The organism is Opitutus sp. (assembly GCA_024998815.1).
Classification (GTDB): domain Bacteria; phylum Verrucomicrobiota; class Verrucomicrobiia; order Opitutales; family Opitutaceae; genus Rariglobus.
Window position 1 is genome coordinate 1,310,191 of sequence record JACEUQ010000002.1, and the last position, 16,183, is coordinate 1,326,373.

Genomic DNA, 16,183 nt, shown 5'->3' on the forward strand with positions numbered 1-16,183 from the left:
CGCGCACTTGACACCCCTGCGCACGCAGCGTTACCACCTAACCTTTCTACAACTCAAATCCGCCCACCTCGTCATGCCCGCAGCCAACGACATTCGCAAAGGACAAGTTATCAAGTTCAACGGTGAACCCCATCTGGTGATGGAAACGATGCACCGTACGCCGGGCAACCTGCGCGCCTTCGTTCAGGTCAAAATGCGCAATTTGCGCTACGGCAAGGCGCTCGACCAGCGCTTCGCCTCCACCGACACCATCGAAGTGTTGCCCACCGAGAAGAAGACCCTCGAGTTCAGCTACGTCGACCGCGGCACCTACGCGTTCATGGATCCGGAGTCCTTCGAAACGATCGAACTGCCCGAGACCCTCATCGGCGAATCGAAAAACTATCTCACCGCCAACGGCAAAGTGGACGTGCTGTTTGTCGACGAGAAACCCCTCACCATTGAACTGCCCTCCTCGGTTAACTTGAAAGTCACCGAGAGTTCCGATGGCATCAAGGGCGACACCGCCTCCAACGTGCAAAAGCCCGCCACCCTCGAAACCGGCCTGGTGGTCAACGTGCCGCTCTTCATCAAGGAAGGCGAAATCATCCGCATCAGCACTGCCGACGGCACCTATATGGGCCGCGCCTGATTTCAGAAGCCCTGGAAAATCAAAACCCGCGATCGTGTATCGCGGGTTTTTTTGTGCCCAGCGCCAGCCGCCGCATGCGGTGCTGCGGGTATCCCCCGTGCGCCCAAGTGAACGCCGCCCGGAACGCACCGACCGGGCGCCTCGCCCCAAAAAAGCGCCCCCGTTCGGCGATACCAATCGGCACGTGCGGTGTCAGTGCAGGCCGAACCGCCCATGCACTTCCGCCCCCGTATCCACTTTGTTAGCGCGAACCTGTTAGTCAGAAAAGGAAGCGGCGTAGGCTCCCATTTGGCCTGCGCGCTCGCTCACTCGGCACGCGGCACGCGGCATCTCGGTCGCGTGCCTCGGCCTGCTGGCCTCCACCGCGCTCGCTTCCGCGGATTCAGCACTCAAGCCGTCCACTCCCCTGCCCTAGCCGTGGATGGAAACCTCCATCGGCTCCGCCAGCGACCCGGGTGTGGCGCTTTTTGACGGTACCTACGCGCTGGCCAATCTCGGGGCCGACGGCGGGCAGCTTCGCGGTGCGCGACATCCGTTTACGCCAAGCAGCCGCATTCGCCGTGAACCCGGCAAATCCGAATTCTCCGCCTACCGGCCTATCCGAGTTTGATTCTGCCAAGTGGATGGGCGAATGGGACGGCCTTGCAGCGCCCAACTCAATCGGCGCATTCCACGTTCCCGTATTAAGCGAAATCACTGCCATCGGCGGGCGTTTGTTGCCGGTGTTGCTACAAACCGGGTCGGCCGCGGTGAACCAAGTGGGGCCGTGGGCGATCAAAGGAGGCGCACTCGTCGCGCAGGATCGGCCGGAGGTAGTATCGATATCGGTCCCGAGCGCCACGAACTGGGACTGGACCCGGCCTTTGAGGGTAAGCTAACCCTGTTCGTTGGTCTTAAGGGTCAACTTCAGTCCGAAGCTGAAATAGGGTAGTCGGAATTAAGCGGCTGCGTCTTGTGGCCGCGCGGTGGGTCACACGGGGGCCGTGTCACGAGGTTCGCCCCGTGACACAGTCAGATCCCGATCGGTATCACGCGCCCTTGACGGTGTCGCCCTGCGGGGTGTCCGTGGCGCTCTGCGGTTTCACACCCACCATGATGCTGAGGGTGTCCACCTGCACCACGAGATGTCCGTATTGGACGATCAACTCATTGGCCGAAGTGGCCGATTCCTCGGCAACGGCGGCATTACTCTGCGTCACCTTGTCGATTTGCGAAACAGCCGAGTTCAACTGCTCGATACCCTGCGACTGTTCATTGGAGGCGGTGGCAATCTCCCCGACCAAGGTGTCCATACTACGGACTTGGTCCACAATTTCACTGAGCAAGGTCGACACCTCGGCATTGGCCCGTGCCCCTTCCTCGCTCTTCGCCATGGCCGTCTCGATTTTACCGGCAGTTTCCTTGGCTGCCGCGGCGGAACGTTGGGCCAAGGAGCGGACCTCGTCGGCCACCACCGCAAACCCAGCCCCCGCCTCCCCTGCCCGCGCCGCTTCGACGGCGGCATTCAGGGCTAAGATATTGGTCTGGAATGCGATCTCATCGATCGTCTTGATGATCTTGGCGATTTCGGAGCTGGACGTCTTGATGCCCTCCATCGCGGTGGTCATGTGCTGCATACCGACGGATCCCTTCTCCGCGATACCCCGGGCCTGACCGGCCACTTTTTGTGCGTTTTTCGCGGCCTCGGCATTGCGCTTGGTCATGCTCGACATTTCCTCCAACGACGCACTGGTCTCTTCCACCGAGGCCGCCTGCTCGCTGGCTCCTTCTGCCAAACTTTGGCTGGAATGGGAGATACTGTCCGCCACCACTTTGGTCTGCAGGGACACGGCTTGCAGTGAGCGCACCGTTGCTTCGAGCGCAGGGCAGATGGAACGGACTAAAACCACGCCCACGACGAGGCCTAGGCCTGAACCTAAACCGAGTAACACCAGCATGGCCAAACGACCTTTCTCCGCCGATTTTATTGAATTAGACTCTGCTTCATGAATAGTCGCCATCGCCGCCTCATTCATCGACTCAATGGCCTTATTATAGTCCGTCGCGACGACCACGGTTTCGGCGACCGTCTGCTGAATCGACGCATCCACGGCCGCCATTGCCTGCAGGCTGGTGAAATAAGTCTTAAACGCTGCATTGACCTTGGCTTGAACATCGGTCGACAGCGAAAACTGCTTCATTTGGCCCGCAAACTCCTCGATGACTTTGGCATTTGCCGCGACATATTTAGGATCGAGTCGCATGAGGTAATCTTTCTCGTTACGGCGACACGTCAGCAGCAACACGGATAGCTCGGCCAAGCCCTGTTCATTGGTGAGGGTTTCCACGGTATGCGCTGCTTTGCGCATCTGGCCCTCCAGACCGTCTGCCGGGGTAAGACCGCGCTGGGTCATGAGTTCCACCAACCGACCAAACGCCTTTTCGTAACGGTCGACGCAACTCAGAGCATCCTTTGCGCTCTGCGCCACGGCCTGCTGATCGGCGTGTTTCTCGATATATTGCCCGAGTTCCTCGCGAACCAGCTTCAGCCCTTTATGGACACCCTCAACCGAGGACTGCTGTTTATTCAGGAGGAAATCTCGCCGGCCTACCTCAGTCGCAAACAAACCTTTTTGCGCGGCCCTCATGAGCTTAATATTGGCTCCATTATTCTCAGCGATAGCGCTGGTACTCTGTTGGGCTTTGGTCATGAGCTGCACCCCGTAGGAGCAGGCAGCGGCGATGACCGCGAGTAACAGGACGCAACCGGTGATCAGCCGCGTCCGAATCGTCCATTTAATCGATTTCATAGCACTTTAGGTGATTCCACCGCCTTATTTCACAGCCAATAGGCCATGGGAGGTCACCACCGCTTGTCCCTCGGCACTCAACACATAGTCGATGAAGCCCTTGGCCTCACCCGTCGCCTCACCCTTGGTCGCTAGCGTGGGCGTACGCGTCAACGGGTAAGTCCCACCGCGTATGGTCTCGGGCGTTGGCGCGATCCCACTGACGCTCAATAGCTTGACAAGTTTTGGGTCGGCGTGACCGAAACCATCATAGGCCAGCGAGCCGGGCAGCTTGGCGACCGCGCTCAACAACACCCCATCGTGTTTGATTGCCGCCGTCGCCGCAAAAGCAACGCCCTTGCCGAGGACTTTTTCCTGAAAAATCTCCCGCGTGCCCGAGTCCGCATTGCGGTTGTAAAGCACCACCGGAAGGCCGCCGGCCCATTCTGTTTTGGTGCCGGTGAAATAGTCCTTCAAGTCAGCGATCGTGAAATCCGCGACCGGGTTGGTTTTGTGAACAATCACCACGACGGCATCCGAGGCATACGCGGCGCCCTGCAGACCGCCGTCTTTTTCCTTCGCATCGAGCCCGCGGCTCAAAAACGCCAACTGGACTTCGCCCGCGATCAAGGCCTTGGCACCAGCACCCGAACCGCCGCCCTCTACCTGGATATCCACCCCAGCTTTGGTTTTATAGGACGCCGCCAAGGCTTTGACGACCTCGATGGTGCTATCGGAGCCGCGCGCTGTGAAGGCGGCCCAACTATGGGTCGTTGTTAACACAACAGAACTCAGGAGAACAAGAGAACGGACACAGGAAGCTTTTTTAATGAACATGATTAGGGGTTGTTGGGGAGTTGCGCAAAAAGAGGTTGCTGTGTCATTAATCGGCACGGGATTGATTAACTTTAGGCGAAATTCGAAATTCTTCAGCGGCCCAATGCGGAGTCGCGCCACGCTGCCGCTAGGCATGAGCGCGCACTCGCGCACCGGAATCCTGCAATGGGGTTAATCCCCGAAAATACGCTCGGCGGGCGCATATTTTGCTGATGCACTTTTACTTTCTCCGCCCACGCCACCCCCGAACCCAATCCCACTCTCACCATGTCAGACCCAACCATCGGCGGTAAACACGAGGAGAAATTCTCCCCGCTGCTCTTCATCTTCACGATCAGCGTAACGCTGACCGGCATTTTGACGATCCTGGCGTGGGTCGCCCCCAGCGTCTGGCAGAAGCAACTGGCTGCTGGTGGCATGGCTTTTTTCCTCTGCTTTGCAGCCGTGCACGCGGTGGCAGGGGTCTTCGAGTACTTTTTCCACCGCTACGTCCTGCACTCCCCGCTCATCCCCTTTCTGAGCTATTACTACAAGCAGCACACGCTGCACCACGCGCTTACCCACATCGGCTACCACCGTTCCAAACAAACCAACGAGGACGTCCCCGGCCTGATCGACAACGAGCCGATCGCCCGCAACACCTTCCCCATCGAGGTGGAAAAACAGCACGAGGCCTCCTACTTCCCCTGGTACACCCTGACCCTGTTCTCCATGGGCATCACCCCGCTTTTGATCCTCGGCCAGTGGCTGCTGCCCAACGCTCCGGTCATGCTGGCGGGCTACATCGCGGTCACCTTCTCACTCGCGCTCTACGAGCTGGTCCACGCCGTCGAACACTGGCCGCAAGACACCTGGGACCGCCTCATCGCCCACCCCCGCTTTGGCCGCATGTGGCGCAAAGCCTATGCGTTCCACCTGCGCCACCACGCCGACATCCGCTGCAACGAGGGCATCTCGGGCATTTTCGGCCTTCCTCTGGTGGACTTCGCTCTCGGCACCTATGTCGACCCCGAGACCCTTTACAAACACGGCCAAAGCGTTTGCCCTACCGAGTTCAACAGCCCGGTCCCGCGTTTCGCATTCATCCGCTGGCTCGACCGTAAAGCCGACGAAGCGGTTAAAGCCCGCCGCGCCCAAGCCCGCCGCGCCTAAACCGCACGCGTTAACCCTTCACGGGTTCACCCGCCCCCTCCGGCAACCCCGGCGGGGGCTTTTTTGCGCCCCAAAATCCGCTCGATCCCGCGTGGGACAGGGGCCGGGGGAAAATTCGTTCTCGTTCTCTTAAGCCGACTCGTTCTCTTTTCCAGCGTGTCTTCCGCGTCTCCCGCCTCCTCCCCCCTTCCTAAAAACGTACTCATCGTCGGCGCCGGTGGCCGCGAGCACACGCTGGTCAAAACCGTCCTCGCCTCCCCGGCCTGCCCGCGCGTGATCGTCGCCCCGGGCAACGCCGGCATCGCCGCCGAGGTCCCCGTTTTCCCGGTTGCCGCCGACGATATCGCCGGCCTCGTCGCGCTGGCTCAGCGCGAGAAAATCGACTTCGTCATCGTCGGCCCCGAAGTCCCGCTTTCTCTCGGCCTAGTCGATGCGTTGGCCCAAGTCGGCATACCCGCCTACGGCCCGAAGGCCGACGGCGCCCGCCTCGAAGCGTCCAAGGTATTCACCAAACAGATTCTGCTTAAGTACGGCATCCCCACGGCCGCCTGCGGGATTTTCACCGAGATCGAGCCGGCACTCGCCTACCTACGCTCGCGCCGCGCACCGATCGTCATTAAGGCCGACGGACTCGCCGCCGGCAAAGGCGTGATCGTCGCCCAAACCCTGGCCGAAGCTGAGGCCGCCGCCATCGATATGCTCGCGGGCAACAAATTCGGCGCCGCCGGCAGCCAGATCCTCGTCGAGGACTGCCTCACCGGCGAAGAGACCTCCATCCTCGTGGTCACCTCGGGCCGCGACTACGTTATCCTGCCCACCTCGCAGGACCACAAACGCATCGGTGACGGCGACACCGGCCCGAATACCGGCGGCATGGGCACCTACTCGCCCGCCGATGTCGTCACCCCCGCGCTGCTCGCCCAGATCGAAAACGAGATCGTGCGCCCCTCCGTCAACGCCATCGCCGACGAGGGCATCGATTTCCGCGGCACGCTGTTCATCGGCATCATGCTCACCCCGAACGGGCCGAGCGTACTGGAGTACAACACCCGCTTCGGTGACCCGGAGACGCAGGTCGTGCTCCCGCGCCTGGACACCGACGTGCTCGCCCTGCTCTGGGCCGCCGCCCTGGGCAAACTCGCCGGCATGCCCGTTGCAACCAAACCGGGTCACGCCATCTGCGTGGTCATCGCCGCCAAGGGTTACCCGGATGCTTACGCGAAGGGCGACGCCATCGAATTCCCGGCAAAGCTGCCGGATAACGTGCAGATTATCCACGCCGGCACAGCCAGAAACCCCGCGGGCCAGGTGGTCACCGCCGGCGGCCGGGTGCTCGGCGTCACCGCGCTCGCGCCCACCTTGCGCGCCGCCGCTGATGCGGCGTATGCCGTGTGCGAACAGATCCAGTGCACGAGCAAAGTTTACCGCCGCGACATCGGCGCCAAACAGCTTAACCGCCGATGAACCTGCGCTGCGGCAGCCACCCCAAGTTAGCCGCCATCGTCCTGTGCGTGCTCACCCTGTGCGCGCGAGCAACGGCCGCTCCCGAGCTCGCGCCCGGACTGCTCTACCTGCGCCCCACCGCCCAGCTTGAGTCCGCCCCCATCCCTGTGGACACCCCGGCCGTGGTCATCGACCTGCGCCACATCACCCCGGCCGATGCCGACGCGGCCAACGCCCTGCTCACCGCGATTAAGCCCGCTGGCGCCACTTCGCACCGGCTCATCCTCGCGCTCGTCGAACCCGAAACCGCACCCGCGCTGAGAACCCGACTGACGCAATTACCGCGTTGTCTCACGCTTGGCCGCACCGCACCGGACTTCAAAACCGACCTCGGGGTCAACACCACTGCCGAGGCGGCCCAACTCGCCCTCGCCGCGCTAGCCAGCGGCACGACTCCCGAAAAACTCCTCGCCGACCGGCTCGACAAAAAACGCTACGATGAGAGCGCACTGATGCGCGAACACAGCGGCGAGCCGAGGATGGCGGTGAAGAAATCCCCCAGCGAGCAACCCGGCGACAAAGTCACCCCGCTCGAACCCGCCGCCGCAACCGATGCGGTGCTTTTACGCGCCGTGCACATCTACCTCGGCTTGGTTGCTTTAAAGAAGCTCTAGCCAAACCGGGGATTGCCTTTCAAACCCAACGCTATCCCCTCAACTCACCTTTCGTATGGCCACCCCCGGAACCATCGTCACCGTTTGCACTGCCAACATCTGCCGCAGCCCGATGGCCGAGGCGCTCTTGCGCCACGCGCTCAGCGCCCAGCCCGAGCCGCTTAAATCGTGGAAAGTGGTCTCCGCAGGCGTAGCGGCCCGCTCCGGCGAGCCCGTCTCCACCAACTCCGTGACCGCACTGAAAAAAGTGGGCATGGACATCAAAAACCACCAGAGCCAGCCGCTCACCCGCGAGTTGATCAACGAGGCCGTGGCGATCCTTTGCATGACCGAAAGCCACCGGGCGATGATCCAAGTCACCATGGATCCAGTACCGAAGAACGTGTATCTTTTCCGCGAATTCATGCCGCGCTCCGCCGACAAGGAAATCGGCGATCCGTACGGCGGTAATTTGGCCGAGTACGAAGCCTGTCGCGATGAGATGGTGGAAGCGATCCCCTCGCTGGTCGAGTTCCTCAAGGGACTCGACGCCAAACAAAAGTAGGCGCAAGCCAAGCGCACGTTTAGCCCCAAAGCCGCGCCTAAGGTTGGGAAGCGCCTCGACTATCAACCGTCACCGATGCCCGTCCTTTTTGTTTACGGCACTCTCAAGCGCGGGTGCAAAAACCACCACCACATCGCCGATCAACGCTTCCTTGATCAAGCGCGCACCGTTCCCGGCTACGCACTTTACGATTTGGGCGATTACCCCGGCTTGGTGGCCGACTCCAGCGACACAACTGGCGTGACCGGTGAACTCTGGGAGGTCGACGAGGCCGCCCTCGCCCGACTGGACGAATTCGAAGGCGTGGCCGAAGGGCTCTATCAGCGGCAACGCGTGGAGTTAATGGATACCGTTAATCCCATCCAAGCGCACACCTACCTGTATGCGCGTGACCCCGGCCAGCGCCGGATCGGGACAACGTGGCACGATGCCACCGCTTGATCACGCCCCGAACTGCACCCAAGCGCAAAACGCCAGATGCATCGTTGCACAGGCCGCCAGCGCCGCAGCGGTATCGTCCACCGTCACCCCCCAACCACCAGGTAAATCCTGCAGTTTTTTAATCCCAAACGGCTTGGCGATGTCGTAGAGCCGAAACAGCGCAAATCCTGCCAAAAACACCGCCCAGTTGGGCACCACCTCGGCAAGACGCGTCCAGCCGAGAAAGCAAAGCGGCATGGCGACAAACTCATCGAGCACGATTTTGCCCGGATCGCGTTCGCCGAGCCGGAACTCGGCCTCGCCGCACAGCGCCACCGAGAAATAAAATCCGGCCGCGCTCAACACCAGCACGCCGACGTCGCCCATGCGGCCCGCGAACAGCGTGGAAAAATACAACAGACCCGCCACCGAGCCCCACGTGCCCGGGGCCTTGCGCATGCGCCCAACCGGACCCACCGTCGCGCAGGAAAGCACCCAACTCGTCGGCAGAAACCGCGGCCAGATCGGTTGTTTGAATACGCTCATGTCCGCTCGTCAAAAATCACCGCGCGGTACTTCACGATATAGTCCCAGCCCGAGCGCACCGTGAAATAAACCCCCAGCACAAACAGCCCGAGCCCCACATTGTGAATCACCTCGGAATAGGCCGAAAAATCGAACGCCAGCCGGGGAGCGATGTCGTTTTCCAACATCGGTACGAACAACAGAAAACCCACCGCGATGAGCTGGGTGAGGGTCTTGGTTTTCCCACCACGCTCGGCGGAGACCACCACGCCCTTGGCGGCGGCCATCATCCGCATCCCTGAAATCAAAAACTCGCGGCACAGCACGATCAGCACCCAGTAAATCGGCACCGCGCCCTGTTCGACGAAGGCGATCATGATGCCGAGGACAAAAATCTTGTCCGTGAGCGCATCCATGAACTTGCCGAAGATTGAGATCAGGTTGCGCTTGCGGGCGATATAGCCGTCCACCCAGTCGCCGATCGCAGCGGCGATGAACAACCAGAAGGTCAGCGTGGCGGCCCAACTCCACGACTGGTTCATCAGCCAGACCACCAAAAACATCATCGGAATGCGCGAAAGGGTGATGATGTTAGGTAAATTCATGGCGTGTGAGTCGGGCCGAAAGACAGGGCTGCCCCAGCCCAAAGGCAACCCCGGAAACGCCTCGATTTGGTTCTCGCCCCTCGCCGCGCCACTTCGATTATCGACGGGCTTATGCGTCACTGCATTTATCCCGGCACCTTCGATCCCCTGACCAACGGCCACCTCGACGTGCTCGACCGCGCGACCCGGCTGTTTGACCGCATCACCGTCGCGATCGCCCGCAACCCGGGCAAGGGCCCGCTGTTCACCCCTGAACAGCGCCTCGAACTGGTTCAGGCCAACATCGCCCAATACCCGCACGTCACCGCTGTTCTCTTTGACGGCCTGCTTGTCGAGTTCGCAATCGCCCAGAAGGCCGACGCACTCATTCGTGGCCTGCGCGCGCTCTCCGACTTCGAGTTTGAGTTCAACATGGCGCTGATGAACCGCCACCTGCAGCCCAAGATCGAGACGATCTTCGTCATGCCGCACGAGCAGTACAGCTACACCAGCTCCTCACTTGTGAAACAGGTGGCTCGCTACGGCGGCGACATCGCCCATTTCGTGCCGGCCAACGTCGCCGCCGCACTCGCCACCGCCTTCCCCCTCCCCGCCTAGCACCCGCCCCGCCACCCCGCGTACCCCACCGTGTCACCTGCTACAGTGTCACCTAATAGGTGACACTTGACCTCCCGCCCACGCTGCCCCCCGCCTCACTCGTTATCCTCATGGCCAAATCCCGTTCACTCAAAATCTGGCTCACCCTCATCGCCGTCGCCGCCATCGCCGGTGGCGCGTACTACTACCTACAGGGGCGCTCCGGCCCGAAACCCGAGTTCGCCACCGCCAAGATCAGCCGCAGCGAGATCATCCAATCGGTCACCGCCACCGGCACCCTCCAGCCCGTCACCACCGTCGAAATCAGTTCGCAGATTTCCGGCCTGATCCAAGAGGTAAAGGTGGATTACAACTCTAAGGTGAAACAGGGCGACCTGCTCGCCCGCATCGACCCCGCCACCTACCAGGTGCGCCTGAGCTCCGCCAAGGCCGAGCTGGCCAACACCCGCGCCAACTACCAACTGGTCAAACTCAACACCGAGCGCACCCGCGCCTTGCGAGCCCAGGATCTCGTCTCGCAACAGGAACTCGACCAAGCCGAAGCCCAGCTCACCCAGGCCGAAGCCCAGTTGCAAATCCGCCAGTCCTCCGTGCAAACTACCGAAGTCGACTTGGCCCGCTGCAATCTTTACGCCCCGATCGACGGCCTCATTTTGGACCGCGTCGCAGAGGTCGGAAAAACCGTCGCCGCCAGCCTCAACGCGCCGCGCCTCTTCACCCTCGCCGCCGACCTCACCCAGATGCAAATCGAGGCCGCCGTGTCCGAGGGCGACATCGGTACGGTCGAGGTGGGGCAAAGCGTCAACTTCACCGTAGATGCCTACCCCAACCGCCAATTTCACGGTCAGGTTTCCCAGATCCGCAACGCGCCCATCAACGTGCAAAGCGTGGTCAGTTACATCGCGATCATTCAGGTCAAAAACGACGACCTGCTGCTCAAGCCGGGCATGACCGCCAACGTCTCGATCATCATTGCGCGCAAGGAAGACACCCTGCGCATCGCCAACAGCGCGCTGCGCGTGCGCATCCCTGAACAGCTCCTGCCCGACACCCCGGCGGCGGCGCCCGAACCAAGCAAAACCACCCAGCCCGCCTCCCGCGACCAGATCCGCCAGCTCATGACCGAGGCGGGCGCCGGCAGCAACTCGCGCCGCATGGCCCCCGAGGTGCGCGGCCGCCTGATCCAGTTGGCCAAAGAGCGCGGCCTGGAGCTGCCCGCCCGCCTGCTGCGCAACAGCGATGACACCGAGTCCAACGGCCCGGTCACGCGCACCGTGTACAAGCTCGGCGGCACCTCCGCCGCCCCTGAAGTGATTCCCGTGGTCATCAAAGTCGGCATCACCGACGGCAGCGCCACCGAGGTGATCGCGGGCTTGGAGGAGGGCGACGCGGTCATCACCAGCGCCTACCTGCCGGCCTCCGGCAACGGCGCGGCCAACCCCTTCGGCGGCTCCTCCCAACGGCGTTAAGCGCCCTCTCCGCCATGGACGCCCCCATCGTCAAACTGGATAACATCCACAAGATCTACACCAGCGGCGAGGTCGAGGTGCACGCGGTGCGCGGCATTTCCCTGGAGATCCAGAAGGGCGAGTTCATTGCCATCATGGGCTCGTCGGGCTCAGGCAAGTCCACGCTCATGAACACCCTGGGCTGCCTCGACCGGCCGACGCGCGGCACCTACCAACTCGACGGCATCAACGTCTCCGAACTCGACCGCAACCAGCGCGCCGACATCCGCAACCAGAAGCTCGGGTTTGTCTTTCAGGGGTTCAACCTGCTCTCGCGCACCACCGCCCTCGAGAACGTCGAGCTGCCCATGCTCTACGCCCCGCAGCGCATCTCGGCCGAGGAGATGCGCGAACGCGCGATGCACTCCTTGGAAATCGTAGGCTTGGCCGCGCGCCACGACCACTTGCCCAACCAGCTCTCGGGCGGCCAACAACAGCGCGTCGCCATTGCCCGCGCCTTGGTTAACCGCCCACAACTGCTCCTCGCCGACGAGCCCACGGGTAACCTCGATACCAAAACCTCCGTCGAAGTCATGGGGGTTTTCCAAAAACTCAACGACGCCGGCATCACCATTGTCATGGTCACCCACGAGCTCGACATCGCCCACTACTGCAAACGCAACCTGATCGTGCGCGACGGGCTGGTCGTGCGCGACGAGCTGGTCGCAAACCGCTCGATCGCCGCCGAAGAGATGAAAAAACACCTCGCCGCCGAGGCCGCCGCCAAACTCATTTCCGCCGCACCATGAGACTGGTTGCCACCACCATCATCGCGCTACGCGCGCTACGCCGAAACAAGATGCGCTCGGTACTCACCGCGCTCGGCATGATCATCGGCGTCGGCGCCGTGATCGCCATGGTCAGCATCGGCAATGGCGCCAAGGCCCAGGTCGAGGCTTCTATTGCCAGCCTCGGCCAGAACATCATCAGCGTGTACCCGGGGACACTCACCACCGGCGGCGCGCGCGGCGGTTCGGGCACGGCCAGCACCCTCACTCCGGAGGACGCCCTCGCCATCCAGCAGGACATTGCCGGGGTAGTGGCCGTCAGCCCCGAGGTGCGCGACCGCCAACAGATCCTCGCCAACGGCCTGAATTGGAACACCTCCATAAATGGTGAATCCCCCGATTTCCTCAGTATTCGCGACTGGGGACTCGCAGAAGGTGTCATTTTCACGGACCTCGAAGTGCGCAGTACCGCCAAAGTCGCCGTGATCGGCCAAACCGTCGCCGACCAGCTCTTCCCTGGCTCTTCGCCCATCGGCCAAACCCTGCGCATCCGCAACATCCCCTTCAAAATCATCGGCCTGCTAAAACCCAAAGGATTTAACTACTTTGGCTCCGACCAGGACGACACCGTGCTGATTCCGTACACCAGCGCCATGCGCCGCGTGTCCCGGCGCACCAACCTCAGCAGCATCCTCATCCAAGCAGCCACCCAAGATCAGATGCCGCGTATCCAACAGGAAATCACCGACCTGCTCCAGCAGCGCCGCCAGGGCCGCGAACCTGATTTCACCGTGCGCAACCAGATGGAACTCGCCCAGGCCGCCACCGCCACTTCACGCACCATGACCGGATTGCTTGGTGCCATCGCCGGGGTTTCCCTAATCGTCGGCGGCATCGGTATCATGAACATCATGCTCGTCTCGGTCACCGAACGCACCCGTGAGATCGGCATTCGTTTGGCCATCGGTGCCCACGACCACGACATTCGCCTGCAATTTCTCATCGAAGCGATGGTCCTCAGTCTGATGGGCGGCGCGCTCGGCATCCTCATCGGTGTCGGCGCATCCCAAATCGTTTCTCAACTCAACGGTTGGCCCGTGCAGGTTTCCAGCGCCTCGATCATCGTCGCCTTTGTGTTTTCTGGCGCCGTCGGTATCGGCTTCGGCTTCTATCCCGCGCACAAGGCAGCCAAACTCGACCCCATCGAGGCCCTCCGCTTCGAGTAACCCCCCCCCGTCCCGATGCCCTGCCGTATCGTTCTGGTTCCCTTACTCCTCCTTGTTCTCGCCACGGCAGCGCCGTCCACCGCCCTCCGCGCTGCCGAGCTCCCGGCCTCAGCCAACTCAAGTAAAGCCGACTCCGCCCCGCTCGCCGCCGCCATCGCCCTGTTTAACGCCAAACGCGTGCCCGAGGCCCGCGACCAACTCGCCCCCATCGTCGCCCGCGAGCCGAAAAACACCCGCGCCCTCTGGTACCTCGGCCAGTGCGAACTCAAGATGCAGCACCGCAGCGTCGCCGCCGACATCCTTGCCCGCGCCGCAGGACTCGCCCCGACCAACGCCGAAATCCTCGCCGACTACGGCAGCGCGAGCTTGTTACGCGCAACCGAACTGGGCCTCACGTTTAGCGCCATCGGCTACGCCCGCCGAGGCCGCACCGCCCTAGAGCAGGCCGTCAAACTCGATCCCGACAACATCGATTACCGAGAGGGGCTGGTTCAATTTTACACCCGCGCCCCCGGTTTTGTCGGCGGTGACTTTGCCCGCGCCTACGCCCACATCGCCGGAATCGAAAAACACGATCCGTCACGCGGTGCGGTTATTCGGGCCAACACCCTGTGCAGCGAGAAACGCTACGACGAGGCCCTTGCCGCCTGCGAAGCCTTCCTGCTGACCCAGCCGGACAACTACCTGGCGCTCTACACCCTGGGCCGCATCGCCTCGGAGACCGGCCGCGGTCTAGAGCGTGGCGAGCAAGCCCTGCGCCGTTGCCTCCAAATCACCCCGCGTATTCAAGAACCCGATCACGCCGGCGCCTATTACCGGCTGGGTTTGATCGCTGAAAAAGCCAACCGACCCGCCGATGCCCGCAGCGCGTACCAAGCCGCCCTCAAATTGGAGCCTACCCTCGAAAATGCCTCCACTGCACTCGCCCGCCTGCAGCCATGACCGACGTGCCGACCGCCGCCGCCCCCTTCGTCGAACTCCGCAATGTGACCCAGCAATTCGGTGCCGGCACGCGCCCGCCGGTGCTGGCCGGACTCTCGCTGCGGGTAGAACGCGGGGAATTCGTCAGCCTGATCGGGGCCAGCGGCTGCGGTAAATCCACCCTGTTGCGCCTGCTCGCCGGCCTGGCCACGCCGACCTCCGGCCAGGTTTTGGTTGAGGCGCGCCCCGCCGCCACCGCCACCACGGAACGCGCCTTTATTTTCCAGGATGCGGCGCTGCTTCCCTGGCGCACGGTCCGCGACAACGCCGAACTGTTGCTGCAATTGCGCGGCGTGCCCGCCTCGCGCCGCCGCGCAAGCGCCGCCCAAATGCTCGCCCTCGCCCGTATTGCCCACCTCGCTGACCGGCACCCGCGCCAACTCTCCGGCGGCGAAAAGATGCGCGTTTCCCTTGCCCGCGCCCTCACCTTCGAACCCGCGCTCCTGCTTCTCGACGAGCCCTTCGGCGCCCTCGACGAACTCACGCGTGAAGCTTTGGGCGAAGAGCTCCTCACTCTGCGCGAGCGCCAAAAGTGGACCGCCTTTTTCGTTAGCCATTCGGTGGCCGAAGCAGTGTTTCTTTCAACGCGCATCGTGATCCTTGCCGGCGGTGCGATCGCCCACGACTTAACGATAAACCTGCCGTTTCCCCGCAACGCCGAGACCCGCGAATCGCCCGCCTTTCTCCAGCGCGTCGCGGAGGTTTCACGTCTCCTGCGCACCGCCACCGCCCCCACCGCCGCCGCATGAACCGCCGCCTGCTTACCTTCGGTTTACCCGTGTTAACCGGAGCTCTTTTAATCGCGGTGTGGTACGCAGTTCGGCTTTACCTGCTGCCCGTCGAGCAGCGCTTCCTGCTTCCCGCGCCCGAGGCGGTGCTGGGTTCGTTTTCCACGCACGGTGCGCAACTGTGGGCGGCCACCCTGAGCACGGCGCGCGGGGCGGCTTTGGGCTTCGCGGCGGCCGTGGCCGGGAGCATCGTGCTGGCGCTGACGCTCTCGCTTTCACCTTTGGTGCGCGCCGGCCTCTACCCGTGGCTAATGGCGCTCCAACTCACGCCCATCATCGTGCTCGCGCCCATTCTCATCCTGTGGGCCGGCCCCGGGCTGCCGAGCGTCGTCATCATCACGTTTCTGATCAGCTTTTTCCCGCTGGTGGTGAACACCACGCAGGGACTCGTCGCCACCGACCGCCTGCTCGTTGACCTGTTTCGTATGGGGCGCGCGTCGACTCTCCAGCAGCTTCGCCACCTGCGCATTCCCGCCGCGCTGCCCTATTTTTTCACCGGCCTGCGCATCGCCGCCACCCTCGCCCCGATCGGGGCCATCGCCGGTGACGCCTATGCGGGCAACTCCGCTGGCGGCCAAGGCGGTCTCGGTTTCCTCGCCGTGATCTACAGCGCCCAGTTCCAAATCCCCGCCCTCTTCGCCACCGCGCTTGTGAGCTGCCTGCTCGGCTTCGTTTTTGCCGGCGCAGTCGTGGGTTTGAGTTGGCTCGCCCTCCACCGCTGGCACGACGCCTACGCATCGAACGACGTCTAACTCA

18 protein-coding genes are annotated in these 16,183 nt (G+C 62.6%); 14 read left to right on the plus strand and 4 right to left on the minus strand.

The window, feature by feature from the left end; all coding sequences use genetic code 11:
• Positions 1–73: 73 nt before the first annotated feature.
• Positions 74–631 carry an elongation factor P gene (gene efp, locus H2170_13570; GenBank protein ID MCS6301102.1) on the plus strand — a complete coding sequence of 186 codons (558 nt, stop codon included), beginning with the start codon at positions 74–76 and terminating at the stop codon, positions 629–631.
• Positions 632–1,052: 421 nt separating this feature from the next.
• Positions 1,053–1,241: a hypothetical protein gene (locus H2170_13575; GenBank protein MCS6301103.1), complete on the plus strand. Its 189-nt coding sequence runs from the start codon at positions 1,053–1,055 to the stop codon at positions 1,239–1,241.
• Positions 1,242–1,659: 418 nt separating this feature from the next.
• On the opposite strand, the gene H2170_13580 is transcribed toward H2170_13575, so the two are convergent.
• A complete protein-coding gene (locus H2170_13580) occupies positions 1,660–3,420 on the minus strand; it encodes a hypothetical protein (GenBank protein MCS6301104.1) in 1,761 nt (586 codons plus the stop codon).
• 24 nt (positions 3,421–3,444) lie between these two features.
• Complete coding sequence (locus H2170_13585) at positions 3,445–4,236, minus strand: phosphate ABC transporter substrate-binding protein (protein ID MCS6301105.1); 792 nt, start codon at positions 4,234–4,236, stop codon at positions 3,445–3,447.
• A gap of 267 nt (positions 4,237–4,503) precedes the next feature.
• Here H2170_13585 and H2170_13590 point away from each other — a divergent pair, with 267 nt between their 5' ends.
• From H2170_13590 to H2170_13610, 5 genes are all read left to right on the plus strand, one after another.
• Positions 4,504–5,388 (plus strand): hypothetical protein, encoded by an 885-nt coding sequence (locus H2170_13590; GenBank protein MCS6301106.1) that lies wholly within the window; start codon positions 4,504–4,506, stop codon positions 5,386–5,388.
• Positions 5,389–5,544: 156 nt separating this feature from the next.
• The gene (purD, locus tag H2170_13595) at positions 5,545–6,852 is read left to right on the plus strand and encodes a phosphoribosylamine--glycine ligase (protein ID MCS6301107.1); all 1,308 of its coding nucleotides are present in this window, start codon (positions 5,545–5,547) and stop codon (positions 6,850–6,852) included.
• Positions 6,849–7,505 (plus strand): hypothetical protein, encoded by a 657-nt coding sequence (locus tag H2170_13600; protein MCS6301108.1) that lies wholly within the window; start codon positions 6,849–6,851, stop codon positions 7,503–7,505. Before purD ends, H2170_13600 begins: the two co-directional genes overlap by 4 nt.
• A 55-nt stretch (positions 7,506–7,560) precedes the next feature.
• Entirely contained in the window at positions 7,561–8,049 is a 489-nt protein-coding gene (locus H2170_13605; GenBank protein ID MCS6301109.1) for a low molecular weight protein arginine phosphatase, read from the plus strand.
• A 75-nt stretch (positions 8,050–8,124) separates the two neighbouring features.
• Positions 8,125–8,490 carry a gamma-glutamylcyclotransferase gene (locus H2170_13610; GenBank protein ID MCS6301110.1) on the plus strand — a complete coding sequence of 122 codons (366 nt, stop codon included), beginning with the start codon at positions 8,125–8,127 and terminating at the stop codon, positions 8,488–8,490.
• On the opposite strand, the gene H2170_13615 is transcribed toward H2170_13610, so the two are convergent.
• Positions 8,491–9,015: a phosphatidylglycerophosphatase A gene (locus H2170_13615; protein MCS6301111.1), complete on the minus strand. Its 525-nt coding sequence runs from the start codon at positions 9,013–9,015 to the stop codon at positions 8,491–8,493.
• Positions 9,012–9,599, minus strand: a complete 588-nt coding sequence (gene pgsA, locus H2170_13620; GenBank protein MCS6301112.1) for a CDP-diacylglycerol--glycerol-3-phosphate 3-phosphatidyltransferase — start codon at positions 9,597–9,599, stop codon at positions 9,012–9,014. The genes H2170_13615 and pgsA overlap by 4 nt, the downstream gene beginning before the upstream one ends.
• Before the next feature lie 111 nt (positions 9,600–9,710).
• On the opposite strand from pgsA, the gene coaD reads away from it, so the two are divergent.
• The 7 genes from coaD (at position 9,711) to H2170_13655 (ending at position 16,179) form a co-directional block, all read left to right on the plus strand.
• Positions 9,711–10,196, plus strand: coding sequence for a pantetheine-phosphate adenylyltransferase (coaD, locus tag H2170_13625; protein MCS6301113.1), 486 nt, complete (start codon positions 9,711–9,713; stop codon positions 10,194–10,196).
• A gap of 110 nt (positions 10,197–10,306) precedes the next feature.
• Complete coding sequence (locus H2170_13630) at positions 10,307–11,665, plus strand: efflux RND transporter periplasmic adaptor subunit (GenBank protein MCS6301114.1); 1,359 nt, start codon at positions 10,307–10,309, stop codon at positions 11,663–11,665.
• A gap of 26 nt (positions 11,666–11,691) precedes the next feature.
• Complete coding sequence (locus H2170_13635; protein MCS6301115.1) at positions 11,692–12,453, plus strand: ABC transporter ATP-binding protein; 762 nt, start codon at positions 11,692–11,694, stop codon at positions 12,451–12,453.
• Positions 12,450–13,658: an ABC transporter permease gene (locus H2170_13640; protein ID MCS6301116.1), complete on the plus strand. Its 1,209-nt coding sequence runs from the start codon at positions 12,450–12,452 to the stop codon at positions 13,656–13,658. Before H2170_13635 ends, H2170_13640 begins: the two co-directional genes overlap by 4 nt.
• A gap of 15 nt (positions 13,659–13,673) precedes the next feature.
• A complete protein-coding gene (locus H2170_13645; protein MCS6301117.1) occupies positions 13,674–14,600 on the plus strand; it encodes a tetratricopeptide repeat protein in 927 nt (308 codons plus the stop codon).
• Entirely contained in the window at positions 14,597–15,388 is a 792-nt protein-coding gene (locus H2170_13650) for an ABC transporter ATP-binding protein (protein MCS6301118.1), read from the plus strand. The genes H2170_13645 and H2170_13650 overlap by 4 nt, the downstream gene beginning before the upstream one ends.
• Positions 15,385–16,179, plus strand: a complete 795-nt coding sequence (locus H2170_13655; GenBank protein MCS6301119.1) for an ABC transporter permease — start codon at positions 15,385–15,387, stop codon at positions 16,177–16,179. The genes H2170_13650 and H2170_13655 overlap by 4 nt, the downstream gene beginning before the upstream one ends.
• Positions 16,180–16,183: the final 4 nt, after the last annotated feature.

Excerpts from the sequence above, each read along its gene's own strand:
- H2170_13655 (MCS6301119.1), top strand. The coding sequence starts at position 15,385 with ATGAACCGCCGCCTGCTTACCTTCGGTTTACCCGTGTTAACCGGAGCT.
- efp (MCS6301102.1), top strand. The coding sequence starts at position 74 with ATGCCCGCAGCCAACGACATTCGCAAAGGACAAGTTATCAAGTTCAAC.
- H2170_13575 (MCS6301103.1), top strand. The coding sequence starts at position 1,053 with ATGGAAACCTCCATCGGCTCCGCCAGCGACCCGGGTGTGGCGCTTTTT.
- H2170_13650 (MCS6301118.1), top strand. The coding sequence starts at position 14,597 with ATGACCGACGTGCCGACCGCCGCCGCCCCCTTCGTCGAACTCCGCAAT.
- H2170_13590 (MCS6301106.1), top strand. The coding sequence starts at position 4,504 with ATGTCAGACCCAACCATCGGCGGTAAACACGAGGAGAAATTCTCCCCG.
- pgsA (MCS6301112.1), bottom strand. The coding sequence starts at position 9,599 with ATGAATTTACCTAACATCATCACCCTTTCGCGCATTCCGATGATGTTT.
- H2170_13645 (MCS6301117.1), top strand. The coding sequence starts at position 13,674 with ATGCCCTGCCGTATCGTTCTGGTTCCCTTACTCCTCCTTGTTCTCGCC.
- H2170_13605 (MCS6301109.1), top strand. The coding sequence starts at position 7,561 with ATGGCCACCCCCGGAACCATCGTCACCGTTTGCACTGCCAACATCTGC.
- coaD (MCS6301113.1), top strand. The coding sequence starts at position 9,711 with ATGCGTCACTGCATTTATCCCGGCACCTTCGATCCCCTGACCAACGGC.
- H2170_13630 (MCS6301114.1), top strand. The coding sequence starts at position 10,307 with ATGGCCAAATCCCGTTCACTCAAAATCTGGCTCACCCTCATCGCCGTC.
- H2170_13585 (MCS6301105.1), bottom strand. The coding sequence starts at position 4,236 with ATGTTCATTAAAAAAGCTTCCTGTGTCCGTTCTCTTGTTCTCCTGAGT.
- H2170_13600 (MCS6301108.1), top strand. The coding sequence starts at position 6,849 with ATGAACCTGCGCTGCGGCAGCCACCCCAAGTTAGCCGCCATCGTCCTG.
- H2170_13640 (MCS6301116.1), top strand. The coding sequence starts at position 12,450 with ATGAGACTGGTTGCCACCACCATCATCGCGCTACGCGCGCTACGCCGA.
- H2170_13615 (MCS6301111.1), bottom strand. The coding sequence starts at position 9,015 with ATGAGCGTATTCAAACAACCGATCTGGCCGCGGTTTCTGCCGACGAGT.
- H2170_13580 (MCS6301104.1), bottom strand. The coding sequence starts at position 3,420 with ATGAAATCGATTAAATGGACGATTCGGACGCGGCTGATCACCGGTTGC.
- H2170_13610 (MCS6301110.1), top strand. The coding sequence starts at position 8,125 with ATGCCCGTCCTTTTTGTTTACGGCACTCTCAAGCGCGGGTGCAAAAAC.